The organism is Alistipes megaguti (assembly GCF_944320325.1).
Taxonomy (GTDB): Bacteria; Bacteroidota; Bacteroidia; order Bacteroidales; family Rikenellaceae; genus Alistipes; species Alistipes megaguti.
On the sequence record NZ_CALUHA010000019.1, the window covers coordinates 22459 to 38440 of the forward strand.

General features: G+C 62.1%; 12 protein-coding genes. 6 read left to right on the forward strand and 6 right to left on the reverse strand.

What is annotated here, in order from left to right:
* Positions 1-201: 201 nt before the first annotated feature.
* Positions 202-1704: a potassium/proton antiporter gene (locus PUQ42_RS06490; protein ID WP_273372113.1), complete on the reverse strand. Its 1503-nt coding sequence runs from the start codon at positions 1702-1704 to the stop codon at positions 202-204.
* Positions 1705-1841: 137 nt separating this feature from the next.
* The gene (locus PUQ42_RS06495) at positions 1842-2645 is read right to left on the reverse strand and encodes an energy transducer TonB family protein (RefSeq protein ID WP_122120536.1); all 804 of its coding nucleotides are present in this window, start codon (positions 2643-2645) and stop codon (positions 1842-1844) included.
* A gap of 87 nt (positions 2646-2732) precedes the next feature.
* On the opposite strand from PUQ42_RS06495, the gene PUQ42_RS06500 reads away from it, so the two are divergent.
* The 6 genes from PUQ42_RS06500 (at position 2733) to PUQ42_RS06525 (ending at position 11484) form a co-directional block, all read left to right on the forward strand.
* Positions 2733-4124, forward strand: coding sequence for a bifunctional UDP-3-O-[3-hydroxymyristoyl] N-acetylglucosamine deacetylase/3-hydroxyacyl-ACP dehydratase (locus PUQ42_RS06500; RefSeq protein ID WP_122120535.1), 1392 nt, complete (start codon positions 2733-2735; stop codon positions 4122-4124).
* Between the two features lie 10 nt (positions 4125-4134).
* Complete coding sequence (lpxA, locus tag PUQ42_RS06505; RefSeq protein WP_122120534.1) at positions 4135-4926, forward strand: acyl-ACP--UDP-N-acetylglucosamine O-acyltransferase; 792 nt, start codon at positions 4135-4137, stop codon at positions 4924-4926.
* A gap of 133 nt (positions 4927-5059) precedes the next feature.
* On the forward strand, positions 5060-5527 hold the full coding sequence (rimP, locus tag PUQ42_RS06510; protein ID WP_087405391.1) for a ribosome assembly cofactor RimP: 468 nt from the start codon (positions 5060-5062) through the stop codon (positions 5525-5527).
* Positions 5528-5799: 272 nt separating this feature from the next.
* Positions 5800-7029: a transcription termination factor NusA gene (nusA, locus tag PUQ42_RS06515; RefSeq protein WP_087311828.1), complete on the forward strand. Its 1230-nt coding sequence runs from the start codon at positions 5800-5802 to the stop codon at positions 7027-7029.
* 30 nt (positions 7030-7059) lie between these two features.
* Positions 7060-10065: a translation initiation factor IF-2 gene (gene infB / locus PUQ42_RS06520; protein ID WP_273372121.1), complete on the forward strand. Its 3006-nt coding sequence runs from the start codon at positions 7060-7062 to the stop codon at positions 10063-10065.
* A gap of 99 nt (positions 10066-10164) precedes the next feature.
* Positions 10165-11484, forward strand: coding sequence for an acetyl-CoA hydrolase/transferase family protein (locus tag PUQ42_RS06525; protein ID WP_087311824.1), 1320 nt, complete (start codon positions 10165-10167; stop codon positions 11482-11484).
* Between the two features lie 273 nt (positions 11485-11757).
* Here PUQ42_RS06525 and PUQ42_RS06530 read toward each other — a convergent pair whose 3' ends face one another.
* Genes PUQ42_RS06530 through PUQ42_RS06545 form a run of 4 tightly spaced genes read right to left on the reverse strand, consistent with a single transcriptional unit; the run spans position 11758 to position 15975 of the window.
* Positions 11758-13509, reverse strand: a complete 1752-nt coding sequence (locus PUQ42_RS06530; protein ID WP_273372127.1) for a M23 family metallopeptidase — start codon at positions 13507-13509, stop codon at positions 11758-11760.
* Positions 13494-14018: a regulatory protein RecX gene (locus tag PUQ42_RS06535; RefSeq protein WP_273372129.1), complete on the reverse strand. Its 525-nt coding sequence runs from the start codon at positions 14016-14018 to the stop codon at positions 13494-13496. Before PUQ42_RS06535 ends, PUQ42_RS06530 begins: the two co-directional genes overlap by 16 nt.
* The gene (prmC, locus tag PUQ42_RS06540) at positions 13997-14998 is read right to left on the reverse strand and encodes a peptide chain release factor N(5)-glutamine methyltransferase (RefSeq protein WP_273372132.1); all 1002 of its coding nucleotides are present in this window, start codon (positions 14996-14998) and stop codon (positions 13997-13999) included. Before prmC ends, PUQ42_RS06535 begins: the two co-directional genes overlap by 22 nt.
* Positions 14995-15975: a chorismate synthase gene (locus tag PUQ42_RS06545; RefSeq protein ID WP_273372135.1), complete on the reverse strand. Its 981-nt coding sequence runs from the start codon at positions 15973-15975 to the stop codon at positions 14995-14997. The genes prmC and PUQ42_RS06545 overlap by 4 nt, the downstream gene beginning before the upstream one ends.
* Positions 15976-15982: the final 7 nt, after the last annotated feature.

Below are 15982 nucleotides of genomic sequence, written 5' to 3' on the forward strand. Positions count from 1 at the left end.
GAAACAGCACAGGACACCTCCTGCCGGCACAAACCGACTTCCGACGACGACAGCAAACACGACGGAAAAGGCCGGATCCCCCGTCAATCGGGAGATCCGGCCTTTTCATGTGCCGAACGGAGCGGAAGCCGTGGGGCGTATGGGGAACCCGGAGAGCCTCGAACATCCCGAAGCCCTCGGGAGCCCGGCCCCGGAAGGGCGTCAACCGACTTTCATCACGTTGTCGATACCCAGATTCTTGTAGGTGTCGGCCAACTCCTCCTCGCTACGGTCGGAGATCACCAGCAGCTTGTCGCCCACCATCAGTTCGGTATTCCCGCGCGGGACGAAATATTCGCCGTTGCGGCAGACCATCATCACCAGCGTATTCTCGGGCAGCGAGATATCCTTGAGCGTATGGCCCGCTTCGAGCATGCCGGCGTTGACCTCCACTTCGGTCAGCGCCGACTTCATGTCGTCGTGGTGCATCTCGACGTTGAAGGCCGATTCACGCTCATCGAAGGCCAGCCCCAGCAGGTTGGCCATGCCGCTGACGGTCGTACCCTGGATGACGAGCGAAAGGATCGTCGAGAGGAAGACGACGTTGAAGAGCAACTCGGCATGCTCGATGCCGGCCATCATCGGATAGGTGGCGAAGAGAATCGGCACCGCACCGCGCAGCCCGACCCACGAGATGTACCACCGGGCCCGGGTCGAGAAGTTGCGGAAGGGCAGCAGGCAGGCGAAGACCGACACCGGACGCGCCACCACGATCATGAACAGACCGACGGCGCCGCCCAGCATCAGCACCTCGGGACGCAGCAGTTCGTCGCTGTTGACGAAGAGGCCGAGGGTGAGGAACATGACGATCTGCATGAGCCACGTGAAACCGTCGAAGAAGACCGTAAGCTGCCGTTTCTGGGCGATCTTGTGGTTGCCGACGACCAGACCCGCCAGGTAGACGGCCAGATAGCCGTTGCCCTTGATCAGGTCGGTAAAGGCAAAGGCGAAGAAGATAAAGGCCAGCAGCAGCACCGAATAGAGCGAATGGTTGACCAAGTTGATCTTGTTGAGGGTCCAGACCGCCAGCCGTCCGATCAGATAGCCCGACAGGGCGCCCACAACCAGCTGCACAACCAGATAGACAAGCCCCATACCGAAGCCGACGTTGCCCTCCGAGGAGTTGCTCAGCACGCTGATCAGCAGCACCGTCAGCATGTAGGCCATCGGGTCGTTCGAGCCGCTTTCGAGCTCCAACAGCGGGCGCAGGTGCTGTTTGAGGCCCTGCTTCTTGCTTCGCAGGATGGAGAAGACCGAGGCCGAGTCGGTCGACGATATCGTGGAGGCCAACAACAGCGCCATCGGGAACGACATCTCGAATCCCATCCACGGCGCCACGAGCCAGACAAATCCGGCCAGCACCGCAGCCGTCAACACCACGCCGACCGTCGCCAGCACAATACCCGGTCCGAGAACGGGACGTATCTCCTCGAAGGAGGTGTCCATACCGCCGGTGAAGAGGATGATACAGAGCGAGATCATACCGATGAACTGCGTCATCTCGACCGAGCGGAACGAGATGAGGTTCAGTCCGAACAGCATGCCGACCCCCAGAAAGAGCAGCAGAGCCGGGGCTCCGAAACGATAGGCCACCTTGCCGGCCATCACCGCCACGAAAAGCAGCAGGGCACCGATCAATACGAAATTTTCACCTGTTATTATCATAGAGATGTGGTTATCATACAATTGTCACAAATTCAAGACCAATTCCGGGCAGCATCGCGGGGCTGCATGTCGGAACCGCTGCGGCCGGCCGGGGACCACTCCGCCTGCCGGCCCGGCCCCCTGTCGCAGTCGGCCGCTTACTGCGGGATGAAGATGTAGGTGATCGTCCCGCTCTGGCGGGCCGGTGCCGAGGAGTCGATGTTGAAGAGCGACACGCGGGCCGCCTCAATCGCCGCCTGACGCATGCACTCGTCACCCCCCTCGCGAATGCGGGCCGCCGTGACCTCGCCGGCCCGGTTCACCGTAATCTCGACAATCACCTCACCGCCCTCCTCGCAGCGGTAGGCCGGAATCTCCAGCCAGCGCGACGTCCGCACAGGGTTGGTCAGCGAAAACGAAACCGTCACCCGCCCCTTGACGCGCACGTCGCGATGCTCCGACTCACCACCCTGTCCGCGGCGCTGGCGGATGGCCCGCTCCTCGGCCAACCCCTCCTCATAGGCTTCGCGGTTGGCCCGCATGCGGGCTTCGGCCCCGGCCGCCGCCTCGTTCAACTCGGCGGCATTCGTCCCGCGGTCGTCGCGCAGCTCCTCGTTGAGGGCATTCTCATTCGACGTGCGATTGCGGATGCTGCGCCAGTCGACGGGATCCTGCTCCTGCCGCTCACGCACCTCACGCTCCAGACGGTCGCGCTCCTGCTCCAGTTCAGCCAGCGTCTGCAGGTCGATATACATGCCCTGCTGGCTGGCCCGGCGTCCGACGACGATTTTCGACGACACGAAGACGATCATCAGCACCAGATAGGCAATCAGCGTCACACACAATCCCACCCGATGATCGTAGGCCCACGTTCCGGCATCCTCGCGACGGTTGTCGAACGGAAGCTTCAGACGCGGACGCCGCGGCGCCTTCGGGGGTATCACCTGTGGATTTTCACTCATGGTTGCCGCACGGAATTTCGGACAAAGATAAGGCTTTTTTCCAAAAATTTTATACCTTTGGGCGCAAATATATACGCTACTCCGCTTATGTCAACTAAACAACAAACCCTGAAAGCTCCGATTTCGTTCTCGGGGAAGGGTCTTCATACGGGTGTCCGCGTGAATATGACCATCAACCCCGCCGAGGCCAACACCGGCATCGTCTTCCGACGGATCGACATCGAGGGCCAACCCATAATCCCGGCATTGTGCGACCATGTGGTCGACACCTCGCGCGGCACGACCATCGAATTCGGCGGGCACCGCGTCCATACCATCGAACACGTCATGTCGGCCCTCTGGACGCTGGGCGTCGACAACGCCATCATCGACATCGACGCCGAAGAGACCCCTATCCTCGACGGCTCGGCCGCAGCCTACGCCAAGGCCATCACCGAAACCGGCCTGGTCGACCAGCAGGCCGAACGTTCGTTCTACCACGTCACCGAAAAGATGGTCTACACCATCCCCGAAAAGGGCGTGGCCATCATCCTCTATCCCGACGATGAGTTCGCCGTCTCGGTGCACGTCGACTACAACTCGAAGGTCATCGGAAACCAGTACGCCACGTTCGTTCCCGGCGACGACTACGCCGAGAAGATCGCACCCTGCCGCACGTTCGTCTTCCTGCACGAGATCGAACCCCTGATGAAGATGAACCTCATCAAGGGCGGCGATCTGGACAACGCCATCGTCGTGGTCGAGAATCCCGTCCCCGACGAACAGCTCGAACACCTCAAGAAGATCTTCAACAAACCCGACATCGAGATCAAGTCGGGCTATCTGAGCAACCTCGAACTGCGCTGCAGCAACGAACTGGCCCGCCACAAGCTGCTCGACCTGCTGGGCGACTTCGCGCTGCTGGGCGTGCGCATCAAGGGCCGCGTATGGGCCACCCGCCCCGGACACTTCGCCAACACGGAGTTCATGAAGCAGCTCAAACACGCCATCCGCAAGGCCGGCGAAAAGCCCCGCTTCACCTACGACTGCCGCAAACCGGCGCTCTACGACATCAACGACATCCGCCGCATGCTGCCCCACCGTCCGCCGTTCCTGCTCGTCGACCGCATCTTCTACTGCGACAAGACCGACGTGGCCGGCATCAAGAACGTCACGATGAACGAACCCTTCTTCGTCGGACACTTCCCCAACGAACCCGTCATGCCGGGCGTGCTGATCGTCGAGGCCATGGCCCAGTGCAGCGGCATTCTGGTCCTCAACTCGGTGCCCGACCCGGAGAACTATTCGACCTACTTCATGAAGATCGACAGCGTGAAGTTCAAGCACAAGGTCGTGCCGGGCGATACGCTCCAATTCGAAATCCACCTGCTGGAACCCATCCGCCGCGGCGTGGCCGTCGTCGAGGGCAAGGCCTTCGTCGGCGAGAAACTTGCCTGCGAAGCCGTGATGATGGCCCAGGTCGTCAAGAACAAGAAGTAATCGCAATGTTATGATAAGCAATCTGGCCTACATTCACCCCGATGCCAAAATCGGGAACAACGTTACGGTGGAACCCTTCGCCTACATCGCCGGCGACGTCGTCATCGGCGACGACTGCTGGATCGGTCCCGGCGCCGTGATCCACGACGGAGCCCGCATCGGCAAGGGCTGCCGAATCCACACCGCCGCCTCGATCTCATGCCTGCCCCAGGACCTCAAGTTCAAGGGCGAGGCCACGACGGCCGAAATCGGCGACTACAACGACATCCGCGAGTGTGTCACCATCAGCCGCGGAACCGCCTCGACGGGAACCACGCGCGTGGGTTCGCACAACCTGCTGATGGCCTACGTCCACGTGGCCCACGACTGCGTGGTGGGTGACCACTGCGTCATCGCCAACCGCGTCTCGCTGGCCGGCGAGGTCCATATCGGCGACTGGGTGGTCATCGGCGGCCATGTCGCCATCCACCAGTGGGTGCACATCGGCGACCACTCGATGGTCCAGGGCGGCACGCTGTTGAGTCAGGACCTGCCCCCCTACATCATCGTACGCAACGACACGCTGCGTTTCGCCGGCATCAACAAGGTGGGACTCTCGCGCCGCGGATTCACGCCCGAGCGCATCGGCGAGATCCACGACGCCTGCCGCATCCTCTTCCAGAGCGGGCTGAACTACATGGCCGGTTGCGAGGAGGTCGAGCGGCAGATTCCGCAAAGCCCCGAACGCGACTATCTGCTGCAATTCATCCGCGAATCGAAGCGAGGCATCATCAAACCCTACGCTTCGAAGATTGACAACTGATTTTTCACGCTTTTCGCCAACAAATATTGGTATATCGGAAATATATTACTATATTTGCCGTGTCGAAAGACCGAGAACGCAGCGATAAGGGGACTATATGTCCCCTTATTTCGTGGTTGAACTTACCCGAAACATGATGGATATTCAGAAAATCACGGCCATAGCCGAACGCAAACTCGAAGGTACGGACCTCTTTGTCGTCGACTGTACCTGCAATCCCGCCAACGAGGTCGAACTGACCATCGACAGCGACACGTCGGTCGGAATCGACGCCTGTGCCGAACTGAGCCGCGCCATCGAGGCCGAGCTCGACCGCGACGCCGAAGACTTCTCGCTGACGGTCATGTCGGCCGGTATCGGCTCCGAACTGCGCTCGCTGCGCCAGTATCGCAAGCTGGTGGGCAGTTCGGTGGAGGTGCTGCTGACAAGCGGCATCAAGCTGCTGGCCCGGCTGGACGAGGTCACAGACGAGGGCATCACCCTCTCCTACGAGGAGAAGCAGGCCGTCGAGGGCAAGAAACGCAAGCAGCTCGTCAAGGTAAGCCGCACCTACCCCTTCTCCGAAATCAAGTACACGAAGGAGTGGCTTGACTTCAAATAGCGAGGGGGGGGGTGAGAGCCGAGCGAGAGAAGAGGAGAAGAGAAGCAAGCGAGAAGGGGCATAGCAAGTGCCGAAGCCGTATAAAAGGAGCAGGGCCGCATAACAAAAAAGGGGCCGGGCCACGTAACGAAAAAGGGACCGGGGCCGCATAATATAAGGTTTGGGCAGGCGCCGGGCCGTACAACAAACAAGCAATGAGGCTCCGGGAACGCGCCGGGCTGCAAAACAATAGAGACGAAAAAATCAAAATCGAAAAACAAGATAATCATCCCATGGACAATCTCAACCTTATCAGCAACTTTGCCGAGTTCAAGGAGCTGAAGAACATCGACAAGTCGACGATGATCGGCGTGTTGGAGGACGTCTTCCGCCACGCGCTGCAGAAACAGTACGAGACGGACGAGAACTTCGACGTGATCATCAACCCCGAAAAGGGCGACCTGGAGATCTGGCGTAACCGGACCGTCGTCGAGGATGGAGCCGTCGAAAACCCCAATACGCAGATCGCCGTCTCGGAGGTCAAGGCCATCGACCCCACCTACGAAATCGGTGACGAATATGCCGACGAGATCAAACTCTCGTCGTTCGGCCGCCGCACGGTGCTCTCGCTGCGCCAAAACCTCGCCTCGCGCATCCTCGAACTCGAAAAGGCCAGCCTCTACGAAAAATATTCGGAGAAGGTCGGCGAAATCATCACCGGCGAGGTCTACCAGGTCTGGAAGAAGGAGGTGCTGATCCTCGACGACGAGGAGAACGAACTCATCCTGCCGAAAGCCGAGCAGATCCCCAACGACTTCTACCGCAAGGGCGATACGATCAAGGCCATCGTCAAGTCGGTGGAGATGAACAACAACCAGCCGCGGATCATCCTTTCGCGTACGGCCAACCAGTTCCTCGAGCGGCTGTTCGAGCAGGAGGTGCCCGAAATCTACGACGGTCTGATCACCATCAAGAAGATCGCCCGCATCCCGGGCGAACGCGCCAAGGTGGCCGTCGAATCCTACGACGAACGCATCGACCCGGTAGGCGCCTGCGTCGGCATGAAGGGTTCGCGCATCTACTCGATCGTCAAGGAGTTGCGCAACGAGAACATCGACGTGGTCAACTACACGGCCAACCCGCAGCTGATGATCCAGCGTTCGCTCAACCCCGCCAAGATCTCCTCGATCACCGTTGACGAGGAGAAGAAGACCGCTTCGGTCTACCTGAAACCCGACCAGGTGTCGCTGGCCATCGGCAAGGGAGGTCTGAATATCCGTCTGTCGAAGATGCTCACGGGCTACGACATCGACGTCTACCGCGAAGTCGAGGAGGAAGATGTAGCCCTGACGGAGTTCGCCGACGAGATCGACGGCTGGATCATCGACGCCCTGAAGGCCGCCGGCTGCGATACGGCCAAGAGCGTACTGGAACTCCCCGTAGAGGAGATCGCCGCACGTGCCGACCTCGAACTGGAACAGGCACAGAAGGTCGTCGAGATTCTGAAGGCCGAATTCGAATAATCATCAAGGAAGAAAGGAGAACAGGACAATATGGGTAATGAAAGAAAATTAAGACTCATTCAGGTTGCCAAGGAGTTCAAGGTCGGACTGAACACCATCACGGACTTCCTGCAAAAGAAGGGCATCAAGAGCGACGGGTCGCCCAACACGCTGGTCGACGCCGAGACCTATGCCGTTCTGGAGAAGGAGTTCGGCTCGAACCGCAGCGCCGTGAATGCCCGGGAATCGGTTCGTGAACGCATCGCGCAGAAGCAGACGACCATCACCCTCGAGGAGGCCCGCAAACAGGAGCGTGAAGAGGAGAAGGAGGTGGTCATCAAGAGCCACATGATCCACGTCAAGGACGAGATCCAGCAGCCGAAGTTCCTCGGCAAGATTGATCTCTCGGCCAAGCGTCCCACCGTGCAGACGCTGAACCAGACGGCCAAGGCCGCCGAGAGTGCCGTGGCCGAACAGCCCGAGACGCCGAAGGCCGAAACGCGTCCGACGACTCCGGCTCCCGAAAAGCCGGCCCAGCCGGCCGCACAGCCCGCTGCCGAGGCACCGAAACCCGCAGCACAGCCCGCACCCGCTCCGGCCGTAAAGAGTGAGCCGAAGAGCGAGCAGACGCCGAAGGCCGAAGCACATCCGACGACGCCGGCTGCCGAGAAGCCGGCCCAACCGGCCGCACAATCCGCCGCCGAAGCGCCGAACCCCACGGTACAGCCCGCATCGGCACCGGCCGCACAACCGGCCAAAAGCGAGGAGACTCCGAAACCCGAAGCTCCGAAAGACAATATCTTCCGTCCGGCCACGGTGACGCTGACCGGTCCGCAGGTGCTGGGAACGATGGACGTCTCGGGCTTCGTTCCGGGCGGCAAGCACAAGCGCAAACGCCTGCAGAAGGAGAAGGTCGACGTGAACCGTGCCCAGAAGAGCGGCGGTCAGGGCGGTCAGAACAATCGCGGCAGTCAGGGCGGCCAGAACAACCAGGGAGGCCAGAACAACCGCGGCAGTCAGGGCGGTCAGAACAATCGCGGCAGTCAGGGCGGTCAGAACAATCGCGGCAGTCAGGGCGGCCAGAACAACCAGCCGCGTCCGGGCGAGGGACGTCGCAACAAGAACAAGAATACCCCGAAACCGGTCCTGCGTCCGGAAGTGAGCGATGAGGAGGTTTCGAAGCAGGTCAAGGATACGCTGGCCCGTCTGACGGCCAAGGGCGCCAAGAGCAAGAGCGCCAAATACCGTCGTGACAAGCGCGAAGCCGTGGCCGAGCGCATGAATGAGGAGGTACAGCGCGAAGAGAAGGAACGTTCGACGCTTAAGGTCACGGAGTTCGTGACCGTGAACGAGTTGGCGACAATGATGAACGTCTCGCCCACGGAGGTCATCACGGCCTGCATGAACCTCGGACTGATGGTGTCGATCAACCAGCGTCTGGATGCCGAGGCTCTGGTGGTTGTGGCCGAGGAGTTCGGCTTCAAGATCGAGTTCGTCTCGGCCGACATCCAGGAGGCCATCGCCGACGAGGAGGACAAGGAGGAGGATCTCGTTCCGCGTCCGCCCATCGTGACGGTCATGGGCCACGTCGACCACGGTAAGACGTCGCTGCTGGACAACATCCGCAAGACAAACGTCATCGAGGGCGAGGCCGGCGGTATCACGCAGCACATCGGTGCCTACAGCGTCGAACTCAACGGGCAGAAGATCACCTTCCTCGACACGCCGGGTCACGAGGCCTTCACGGCCATGCGTGCACGCGGTGCGGCCGTTACGGACGTGGCCATCATCATCGTGGCCGCCGACGACAACGTCATGCCGCAGACCATCGAGGCCATCAACCACGCCCAGGCGGCCGGAGTGCCGATGGTCTTCGCCATCAACAAGATCGACAAGCCCAACGCCAACCCCGACCACATCAAGGAGCAGCTGGCACAGATGAACTACCTCGTGGAATCGTGGGGCGGCAAATACCAGGATCAGGAGATTTCGGCCAAGAAGGGCATCAATCTGGACAAGCTGCTGGAGAAGGTGCTGCTCGAGGCCGAGATGCTCAACCTGCGTGCCAACCCCAACAAGAAGGCCGTCGGCACGGTGATCGAATCGACGCTGGACAAGGGCCGCGGCTATGTCTCGACGGTGCTGGTGCAGAACGGTACGCTGCACGTCGGCGACGTGATCCTCTCGGGAACCTACACGGGCCGTGTCAAGGCGATGTTCAACGAGAACGGCAAGAAGGTGCAGGAGGCCGGACCGTCGACCCCGGTACAGGTGCTGGGTCTGAACGGCGCCCCGCAGGCCGGTGACCTGTTCAACGTGATGGACGACGACCGCTCGGCCCGCGAAATCGCCAACAAGCGCGAACAGCTGCAGCGCATGCAGGGCATCATGACCCAGAAGCACGTCACGCTGGACGAGATCGGCCGCCGCATCGCCATCGGCTCGTTCAAGGAGCTGAACATCATCGTCAAGGGCGATGTGGACGGTTCGGTGGAGGCCATGTCGGGCTCGCTGATCAAGCTCTCGAAGGAGAGCGTGCAGGTGAACGTGATCCACGCCGCCGTGGGTCAGATCTCGGAGTCGGACGTCCTGCTGGCCGCCGCCTCGAACGCCATCATCGTGGGCTTCCAGGTGCGTCCTTCGGCCTCGGCCCGCAAACTGGCCGAAAAGGAGGAGATCGAAATCCGCCTCTACTCGATCATCTACGACGCGATCAACGATATCAAGGATGCCATCGAGGGCATGCTGGAACCGGTGATGAAGGAGGAGATCGTCGCCTCGGCCGAGGTGATGGAGATCTTCAAGATCTCGAAGGTCGGCACCGTTGCGGGCTGCGTAATCCGCGAAGGCAAGCTGCAGCGTACGACACCTATCCGCGTGATCCGCGACGGTATCGTCATCTACACCGGCAAACTGGGTTCGCTCAAACGCTTCAAGGACGACGTCAAGGAGGTCGGCGTAGGTCAGGACTGCGGTCTGAACATCGAATCCTACAACGACATCAAGGTCGGCGATATCGTCGAGGGATACGAGCAGGTCGAGGTAAAACGCAAATAACACGGCGGAGCTCCCGAGAGGCGTATTCCGGCCTGTCACAACAAGAAAAATACGACACACTAACTGTAAGTCAAACCACTTAGAAATTTTTTGGCAGAAATGACTAACCCTATCCATTTCACGACTCCCGAGGAGGCCGTCAAGGTCATCAAATCGGGCGATCACGTGCATCTGAGCTCGGTAGCTTCGGCCCCTCAGTGTCTGATCAACGCCATGTGCCGCCGCGGTGAGGCCGGCGAACTGAAAGACGTGCACATCCATCACCTGCACACCGAAGGTCCGGCACCCTATGCCGATCCGAAATTCGAGGGTATCTTCCAGCTCGATTCGTTCTTCGTGGGCTCGAACGTGCGCAAGGTGACCCAGAGCGGATATGCCGACTACATTCCGGTCTTCCTGAGCGAGACGCAGAAACTCTACCGCTGCGGCGCCGTACCGTGCAACGTGGCCATGATCCAGGTCTGCCCGCCGGACAAGCACGGGTATGTATCGCTCGGTACGTCGGTTGATGCAACGCTGGCCGCCGTCGAGTGCGCCGACCACGTCATCGCCGTGGTGAACAAGCACGTGCCGCGCGCCTTCGGCCAGGCCATGATCCCGATGTCGAAGATCGACACCTTCGTCGAGGACGACACGCCGCTGATCGAGGCCAAGTTCACGGAGCCCAACGAGGTCGAAACGGCCATCGGCAAGCACTGCGCCGCACTGATCGAGGACGGCGCCACGCTGCAGATGGGTATCGGTGCCATTCCGAACGCCGTGCTGAGCCAGCTGGGCAACCACAAGAATCTGGGTGTGCACACCGAAATGTTCGCCGACGGCGTACTGCCGCTGGTCAAGAAGGGCGTCATCAACGGTGAGGCCAAGAAGACCGATCCGGGCAAGATGGTTTCGACGTTCCTGATGGGTTCGCAGGCCGTCTACGACTTCATCGACGACAACCCGGGCGTGCTGATGATGGACGTCGGCTACACGAACGACCCCTACATCATCTCGCAGAACGACAACTTCGTGGCCATCAACTCGGCCCTGCAGATCGACCTCACGGGTCAGGTCAGCGCCGACTCGCTGGGTACGAAGTTCTGGTCGGGAGCGGGCGGTCAGATCGACTTCGTCTACGGCGCTTCGCTGTCGAAGGGCGGAAAGGCCATCATCGCCATGCCTTCGATCACGAACAAGGGCGTCTCGAAGATCTGCCCGACGCTGCTCGACGGTGCCGGTGTCGTGACGTCGCGTTTCCACGTACACTGGGTCGTTACGGAGTACGGAGCCGTCGATCTCTACGGCAAGTCGATGCAGGAGCGTGCGCGTCTGCTGATCTCGATTGCCCACCCGTCGGCCCGCGAGGAGCTCGACCGTGCAGCCTTCGAGCGCTGGGGATCGCACCACCACTACATCAAGAGCTACATGGGCAAATAACCGGCCCACGGCCCTTTGCAAAAAAAGCCTCTCCGGAATCGGAGAGGCTTTTTTTTTGCATGCAGAGATGCGCGGCAAGGGGGATCTCATGGAACGCTCCTGAGCAGATCGGTCAGAACTGCGGGGAAAGGAGTCTGCCTTGGCGGCGAACCGGCCGGCCGCTACCCCGCCGGAGGATGCCGGCCACCACCCCTGTCGGGCACTGACAGATGCCGGCCCACTAAACGTTCCGGCCACTACCCGGGGGATGCCAGCTCACAACCGCGCGCCGCCCTACCGGACAAATGAACCGGAATGGCGGGCGGAATTTCCGCAGGCATCGCGGACCGTCAGTTCGTAGGTATGGCGACGATGGGCTGCAGGACGATCGAAGCGATGAACGAGGGTTCCTTTCATTGGGAAACGGTCGCAGGGGACCCATTCGCCGTCGATGAGGAGCGTCCAGGAGGCGATGCCCGAGAAGTTGTCCGACGTGCGGAAACGCAGTTCGGCGGCCGAGGAGAGCGACGCACCGTCGGTAAAGAGCGGACGGACGGTCGGGGGCAGCGTGTCGGCCACGACGAGCAGATCGCCTGTCGTGCGCGTGACGGCCGTCACGGCCCCATTCGAATAGGTTCCGCCAACGTGATAAAGACCACCCTTGCTGCCGCGACCGGCCAGGACGGCATGCAACCGCAGACGGGGCGGCACCTGAGTCCGGATGGTCACCAACGCCGAGCTGTAAAGGGGCGTCGTGGCCTCAAGAAAACGGTAGACGGGCGACAGGACGACGACTCCGGCGCGACTCTGCGGCTGATCGAGACGCCGGGGATGGACGAACAACGGTTCGTAGAGCGAACCCTTCTGGATACGGGCCACGGCCTCGTCGCCGATCCGTACCAGGGAGTTCCGCCCCGGGAAGAGGGCCACGGCCGCGGAATCCACCTCGGCACGGAACTCCTCGCGACGCCCCACGATCGGGAACTCGATCGAGGAGCGGTTGCCGCTGTCGTCCTCGACCTCGATACGGATGCGGCGGCTGGCGCCCGGCTCACACCGCACCACGCCCCGTTCGACCATCCGCGGGTAGAAGAGGTCGGGAGCCCCGGCCAGCTGGGCCAGCCGGATCACCTCGTTGCGCGAACCGATCTTGAGCGGATAGCAGCTCACGGCGTCGCAACAGCGCGACAGATCGTGCGTAAAGCCATCCATGCGGTACTCGAAATAGGGTTGATCGTCGCAGCGGGCCTCAACACGCCAGACGCCGAAGGTGTTGTAGACGCCGTTGCGGCGGTCGGAGGTCTCGAGGATAAAGTATCCGCGGCGTCCGACTTCGACCGGTTCGCCGCGCGTCAGCCGGTAACGGCCGTCGGCATCGCGCACGACGGCATAACTCTCCGCGGGGCTCCGCACGGGAACTCCGTCGAGCGTGTCGACCTCCACATAATGGATGCGCAGGATGCGCGGCGGGAGGTTGTCCTCGGGGCGGACAATACGCTCGCGAACCGGGTTGTGGAGGCGCTGCGTCGGGGTGTCGCGGATCTCGTAGTGAAGGTGGGGCCCCATCGACGAACCGCTGTTGCCCGCGTAGCCGATGACATCGCCCTGATGCACGGGCCAGCGGTCGGGCTCGAACCAGAGGTCGACGCCGTTCGCACGGCGGGCGTAACGCTCCGAGCGGAGGCACTCCTCGAGGTCCTTGCGAAAGCGCTGCAGATGGCCATAGACGGCCGTCGTACCGTTCCGGAGCGTCAGGTAGAGCGCCCGTCCGTAGCCGCCCGCCGAAACCGTCATGCGCGAAACATAGCCGTCGGCCACAGCCACCAGCGGATGGCCCTCCTCGCCGTCGGTCTTGATGTCCACACCGGCGTGGAAGTGTCCCGGGCGCAGTTCGCCGAAATTGGCCGAAAAGAGCCGCGAAGCCTGCTGTACGGGAAAAATATAATCGTCGGGATTGAGCCGCTGCCCGCGGTTCGCAGTTTGGGTTTGAGCCGAGGCCCCGACGCACGTCGCGGCCAGAAGCATCGTTGTCAGAAATCGTCGCATGTATCCGTATCCTTGACCAACTGCGCGGCCGCATCCATCACGGCCTCGTAGTCGTAACCGAGCGAAAGCCCGTATCGTATCAATTTGGTTTTCAATTCGTAGGCAGTCGTGTGCTTCACCGTCCGGGCCTTGCGCGCAAGCTGTTCCGCCAGGCGCTGCCCCATGGCCGAACGGTCGGCCTGGGCCAGCGCCGCGTCGATCACCTCACGCCGGATGCCCTTGCGCTGAAGCGCCGTGCGGATCTTGTACTCGCCCCAGCCGCTCAGCCGCAGCTTCTCGCGCACGAAGGCCTCGGCATAGCGCGTATCGTCGATGAAGCGTTCGCGCACCAGCCGCGCCAGCACCGCCTCGGCATCACGCTCCGCCAAACCCCAGCCGCGCATCAGCCGTCGGGCATCACCCTCCGACTTCTCGGCCCGGGCACAGAGCCGCATGAGCGAGGTGAGGGCCTGTTCGGGTGTTTTCGTCCGCTTTTCGCGCGGTGTGTTTATCTTTCGAGTCGGCTGCATGTCATTCGTTCCTTATCGAAGAGGTCCCGGTAGATTTCGGTGGCCGTATATCCCTCGGCCGCAAGCATGTCGGCCATCTGTGCGGCGGCGTGTTCGTAGATCTCGAACCAGAGGCGCCCGCCCGGTCGCAGCATCCGCCGCCCGGAGTGCGCAATGGCACGGTAGAAGCGCAGCGGATCGTCGTCCGGCACGAACAACGCCAGTGCCGGCTCGTAATCGCGCACGTTGGGGTGCATCGCCCCGCGGTCGCTCTCGGGGACATAGGGAGGGTTTGAGACGATCACATCAAATCGTTCGGGAAATTGCTCCGCCAGATCGGTCAGTGCATCGGCCCGCCGCAGCGTCACGCGGGCCCCGAGCCGGCGGCAGTTCTCGGCGGCGACCTCCAGCGCCTCATCCGAGATATCGGCGGCATAGACTTCGGCTGCGGGGAGCTCCAGCGCCAGCGAGACGGCAATACAGCCGCTTCCGGTCCCCACGTCGAGGATCCGGAGCCCACGGCCCGCAAGCGGAGTTCGCAAGGGCGGTTCACACTCCCCCGCTTCGCCGGCTCGTCCCCGCACACTGTGGACGATGCGGTCGACCAGCTCCTCGGTCTCGGGGCGCGGGATCAGCACCCCCCGGCGCACCGCAAAGCGACGTCCGTAGAATTCGCTCTCGCCAAGCACGTACTGCAGGGGTTCGCCCGCGGCCAGTCGTTCGACATCTGCACCCAAGCGTCCGAGCTCCCCCGCCCCGTACGACGCACCCTTCTCACACGACGCCCCCTTCTCACGCGACGTTCCGTCCAGCCCTTCCAGGCCCTCCGGCTTTTCAGCCCCTCTCGCCCGCAGTTCGGCCCCGGGGTCGGTCAGCAGCGCCGAGAGCGAGATGCCTTCCCGCCCGGCAACCAGCAGGCGGGCCAGGTTCCGGGCCTCGCGGGCATCATAGAGACCCGTCAGGCGGGCCGTAATGCGTTCGATGGCTTCGCGGCGTGTCATCGGCTTCTCCAGAGATCGGCCAACGCAATGGCAACGGCTGCCTCGACAACCACCGCTCCGCGCAGGGCTACACAGACATCGTGACGTCCCCGGATCTCGAGCGGCTCAACGCGGTCGGTCGTCAGATTGTAGGTCTCCTGCGGTCGGGAGATGCTCGGCGTGGGCTTCAACGCCGCACGCACCACCACCTCGTTGCCGTTCGTAATGCCGCCGTTGATTCCACCGGCATGGTTCGTCGCCGTGTGCCCCTCGCCGTCGAGGATCGGGTCGTTGTTCTGCGACCCGCGGAGACGGCTTCCGGCAAATCCGCTGCCGAACTCCACCCCCTTGACCGCCGGAATCGAGAAGAGCAGGTGTGCCACCCGGCTCTCGACCGAATCGAAGAAGGGTTCGCCGATCCCGACGGGCACTCCCGCGACACGGCATTCAACCACGCCGCCCAGCGAATCGCGCTCGGCCGCCGCCTCGCGCAGCAGCTCGTCGAAACGCGCCGGATCGTCACATCCGCCGATCTCCGTAAGGCGCGTGGCGAAACGCACCCCTTCGGGCAGCATCTTCTTGGCCACCACCCCCGCGGCCACCAGCGCCACGGTCAGCCGCGCCGAAAAGTGGCCGCCGCCCCGCGAATCGTTGTATCCCCCGAACTTGCGGAAGGCCACCCAGTCGGCGTGCGACGGGCGGAAATGGCGCTCGACATTGGCGTAGTCCTGCGAGCGGGTGTTCGTATTGGCGAAGGTCACGGTCAGCGGCGCACCGGTCGTATGGCCGTTGTAAAGTCCCGAGACGATCATCGGCCGGTCCGTCTCGCGCCGCGGCGTCGTCCCCCGCGCACCGCTCCGGCGGCGGGCCAGATCGACCTCGAAATCCGCCTCCGAAAGGGACAATCCGGCCGGCACTCCATCCATCGAGATGCCGACCTGCGCACCGTGTGACTCGCCCCAGATGGCGAGCCGGAAATTCACTCCGTATTGATTCATGATCTGT

Bases quoted from the DNA above. Each gene is read 5' to 3' on its own strand.
- PUQ42_RS06490 (WP_273372113.1), bottom strand. From the start codon at position 1,704: ATGATAATAACAGGTGAAAATTTCGTATTGATCGGTGCCCTGCTGCTT.
- PUQ42_RS06495 (WP_122120536.1), bottom strand. From the start codon at position 2,645: ATGAGTGAAAATCCACAGGTGATACCCCCGAAGGCGCCGCGGCGTCCG.
- PUQ42_RS06500 (WP_122120535.1), top strand. From the start codon at position 2,733: ATGTCAACTAAACAACAAACCCTGAAAGCTCCGATTTCGTTCTCGGGG.
- lpxA (WP_122120534.1), top strand. From the start codon at position 4,135: ATGATAAGCAATCTGGCCTACATTCACCCCGATGCCAAAATCGGGAAC.
- rimP (WP_087405391.1), top strand. From the start codon at position 5,060: ATGATGGATATTCAGAAAATCACGGCCATAGCCGAACGCAAACTCGAA.
- nusA (WP_087311828.1), top strand. From the start codon at position 5,800: ATGGACAATCTCAACCTTATCAGCAACTTTGCCGAGTTCAAGGAGCTG.
- infB (WP_273372121.1), top strand. From the start codon at position 7,060: ATGGGTAATGAAAGAAAATTAAGACTCATTCAGGTTGCCAAGGAGTTC.
- PUQ42_RS06525 (WP_087311824.1), top strand. From the start codon at position 10,165: ATGACTAACCCTATCCATTTCACGACTCCCGAGGAGGCCGTCAAGGTC.
- PUQ42_RS06530 (WP_273372127.1), bottom strand. From the start codon at position 13,509: ATGCGACGATTTCTGACAACGATGCTTCTGGCCGCGACGTGCGTCGGG.
- PUQ42_RS06535 (WP_273372129.1), bottom strand. From the start codon at position 14,018: ATGCAGCCGACTCGAAAGATAAACACACCGCGCGAAAAGCGGACGAAA.
- prmC (WP_273372132.1), bottom strand. From the start codon at position 14,998: ATGACACGCCGCGAAGCCATCGAACGCATTACGGCCCGCCTGACGGGT.
- PUQ42_RS06545 (WP_273372135.1), bottom strand. From the start codon at position 15,975: ATGAATCAATACGGAGTGAATTTCCGGCTCGCCATCTGGGGCGAGTCA.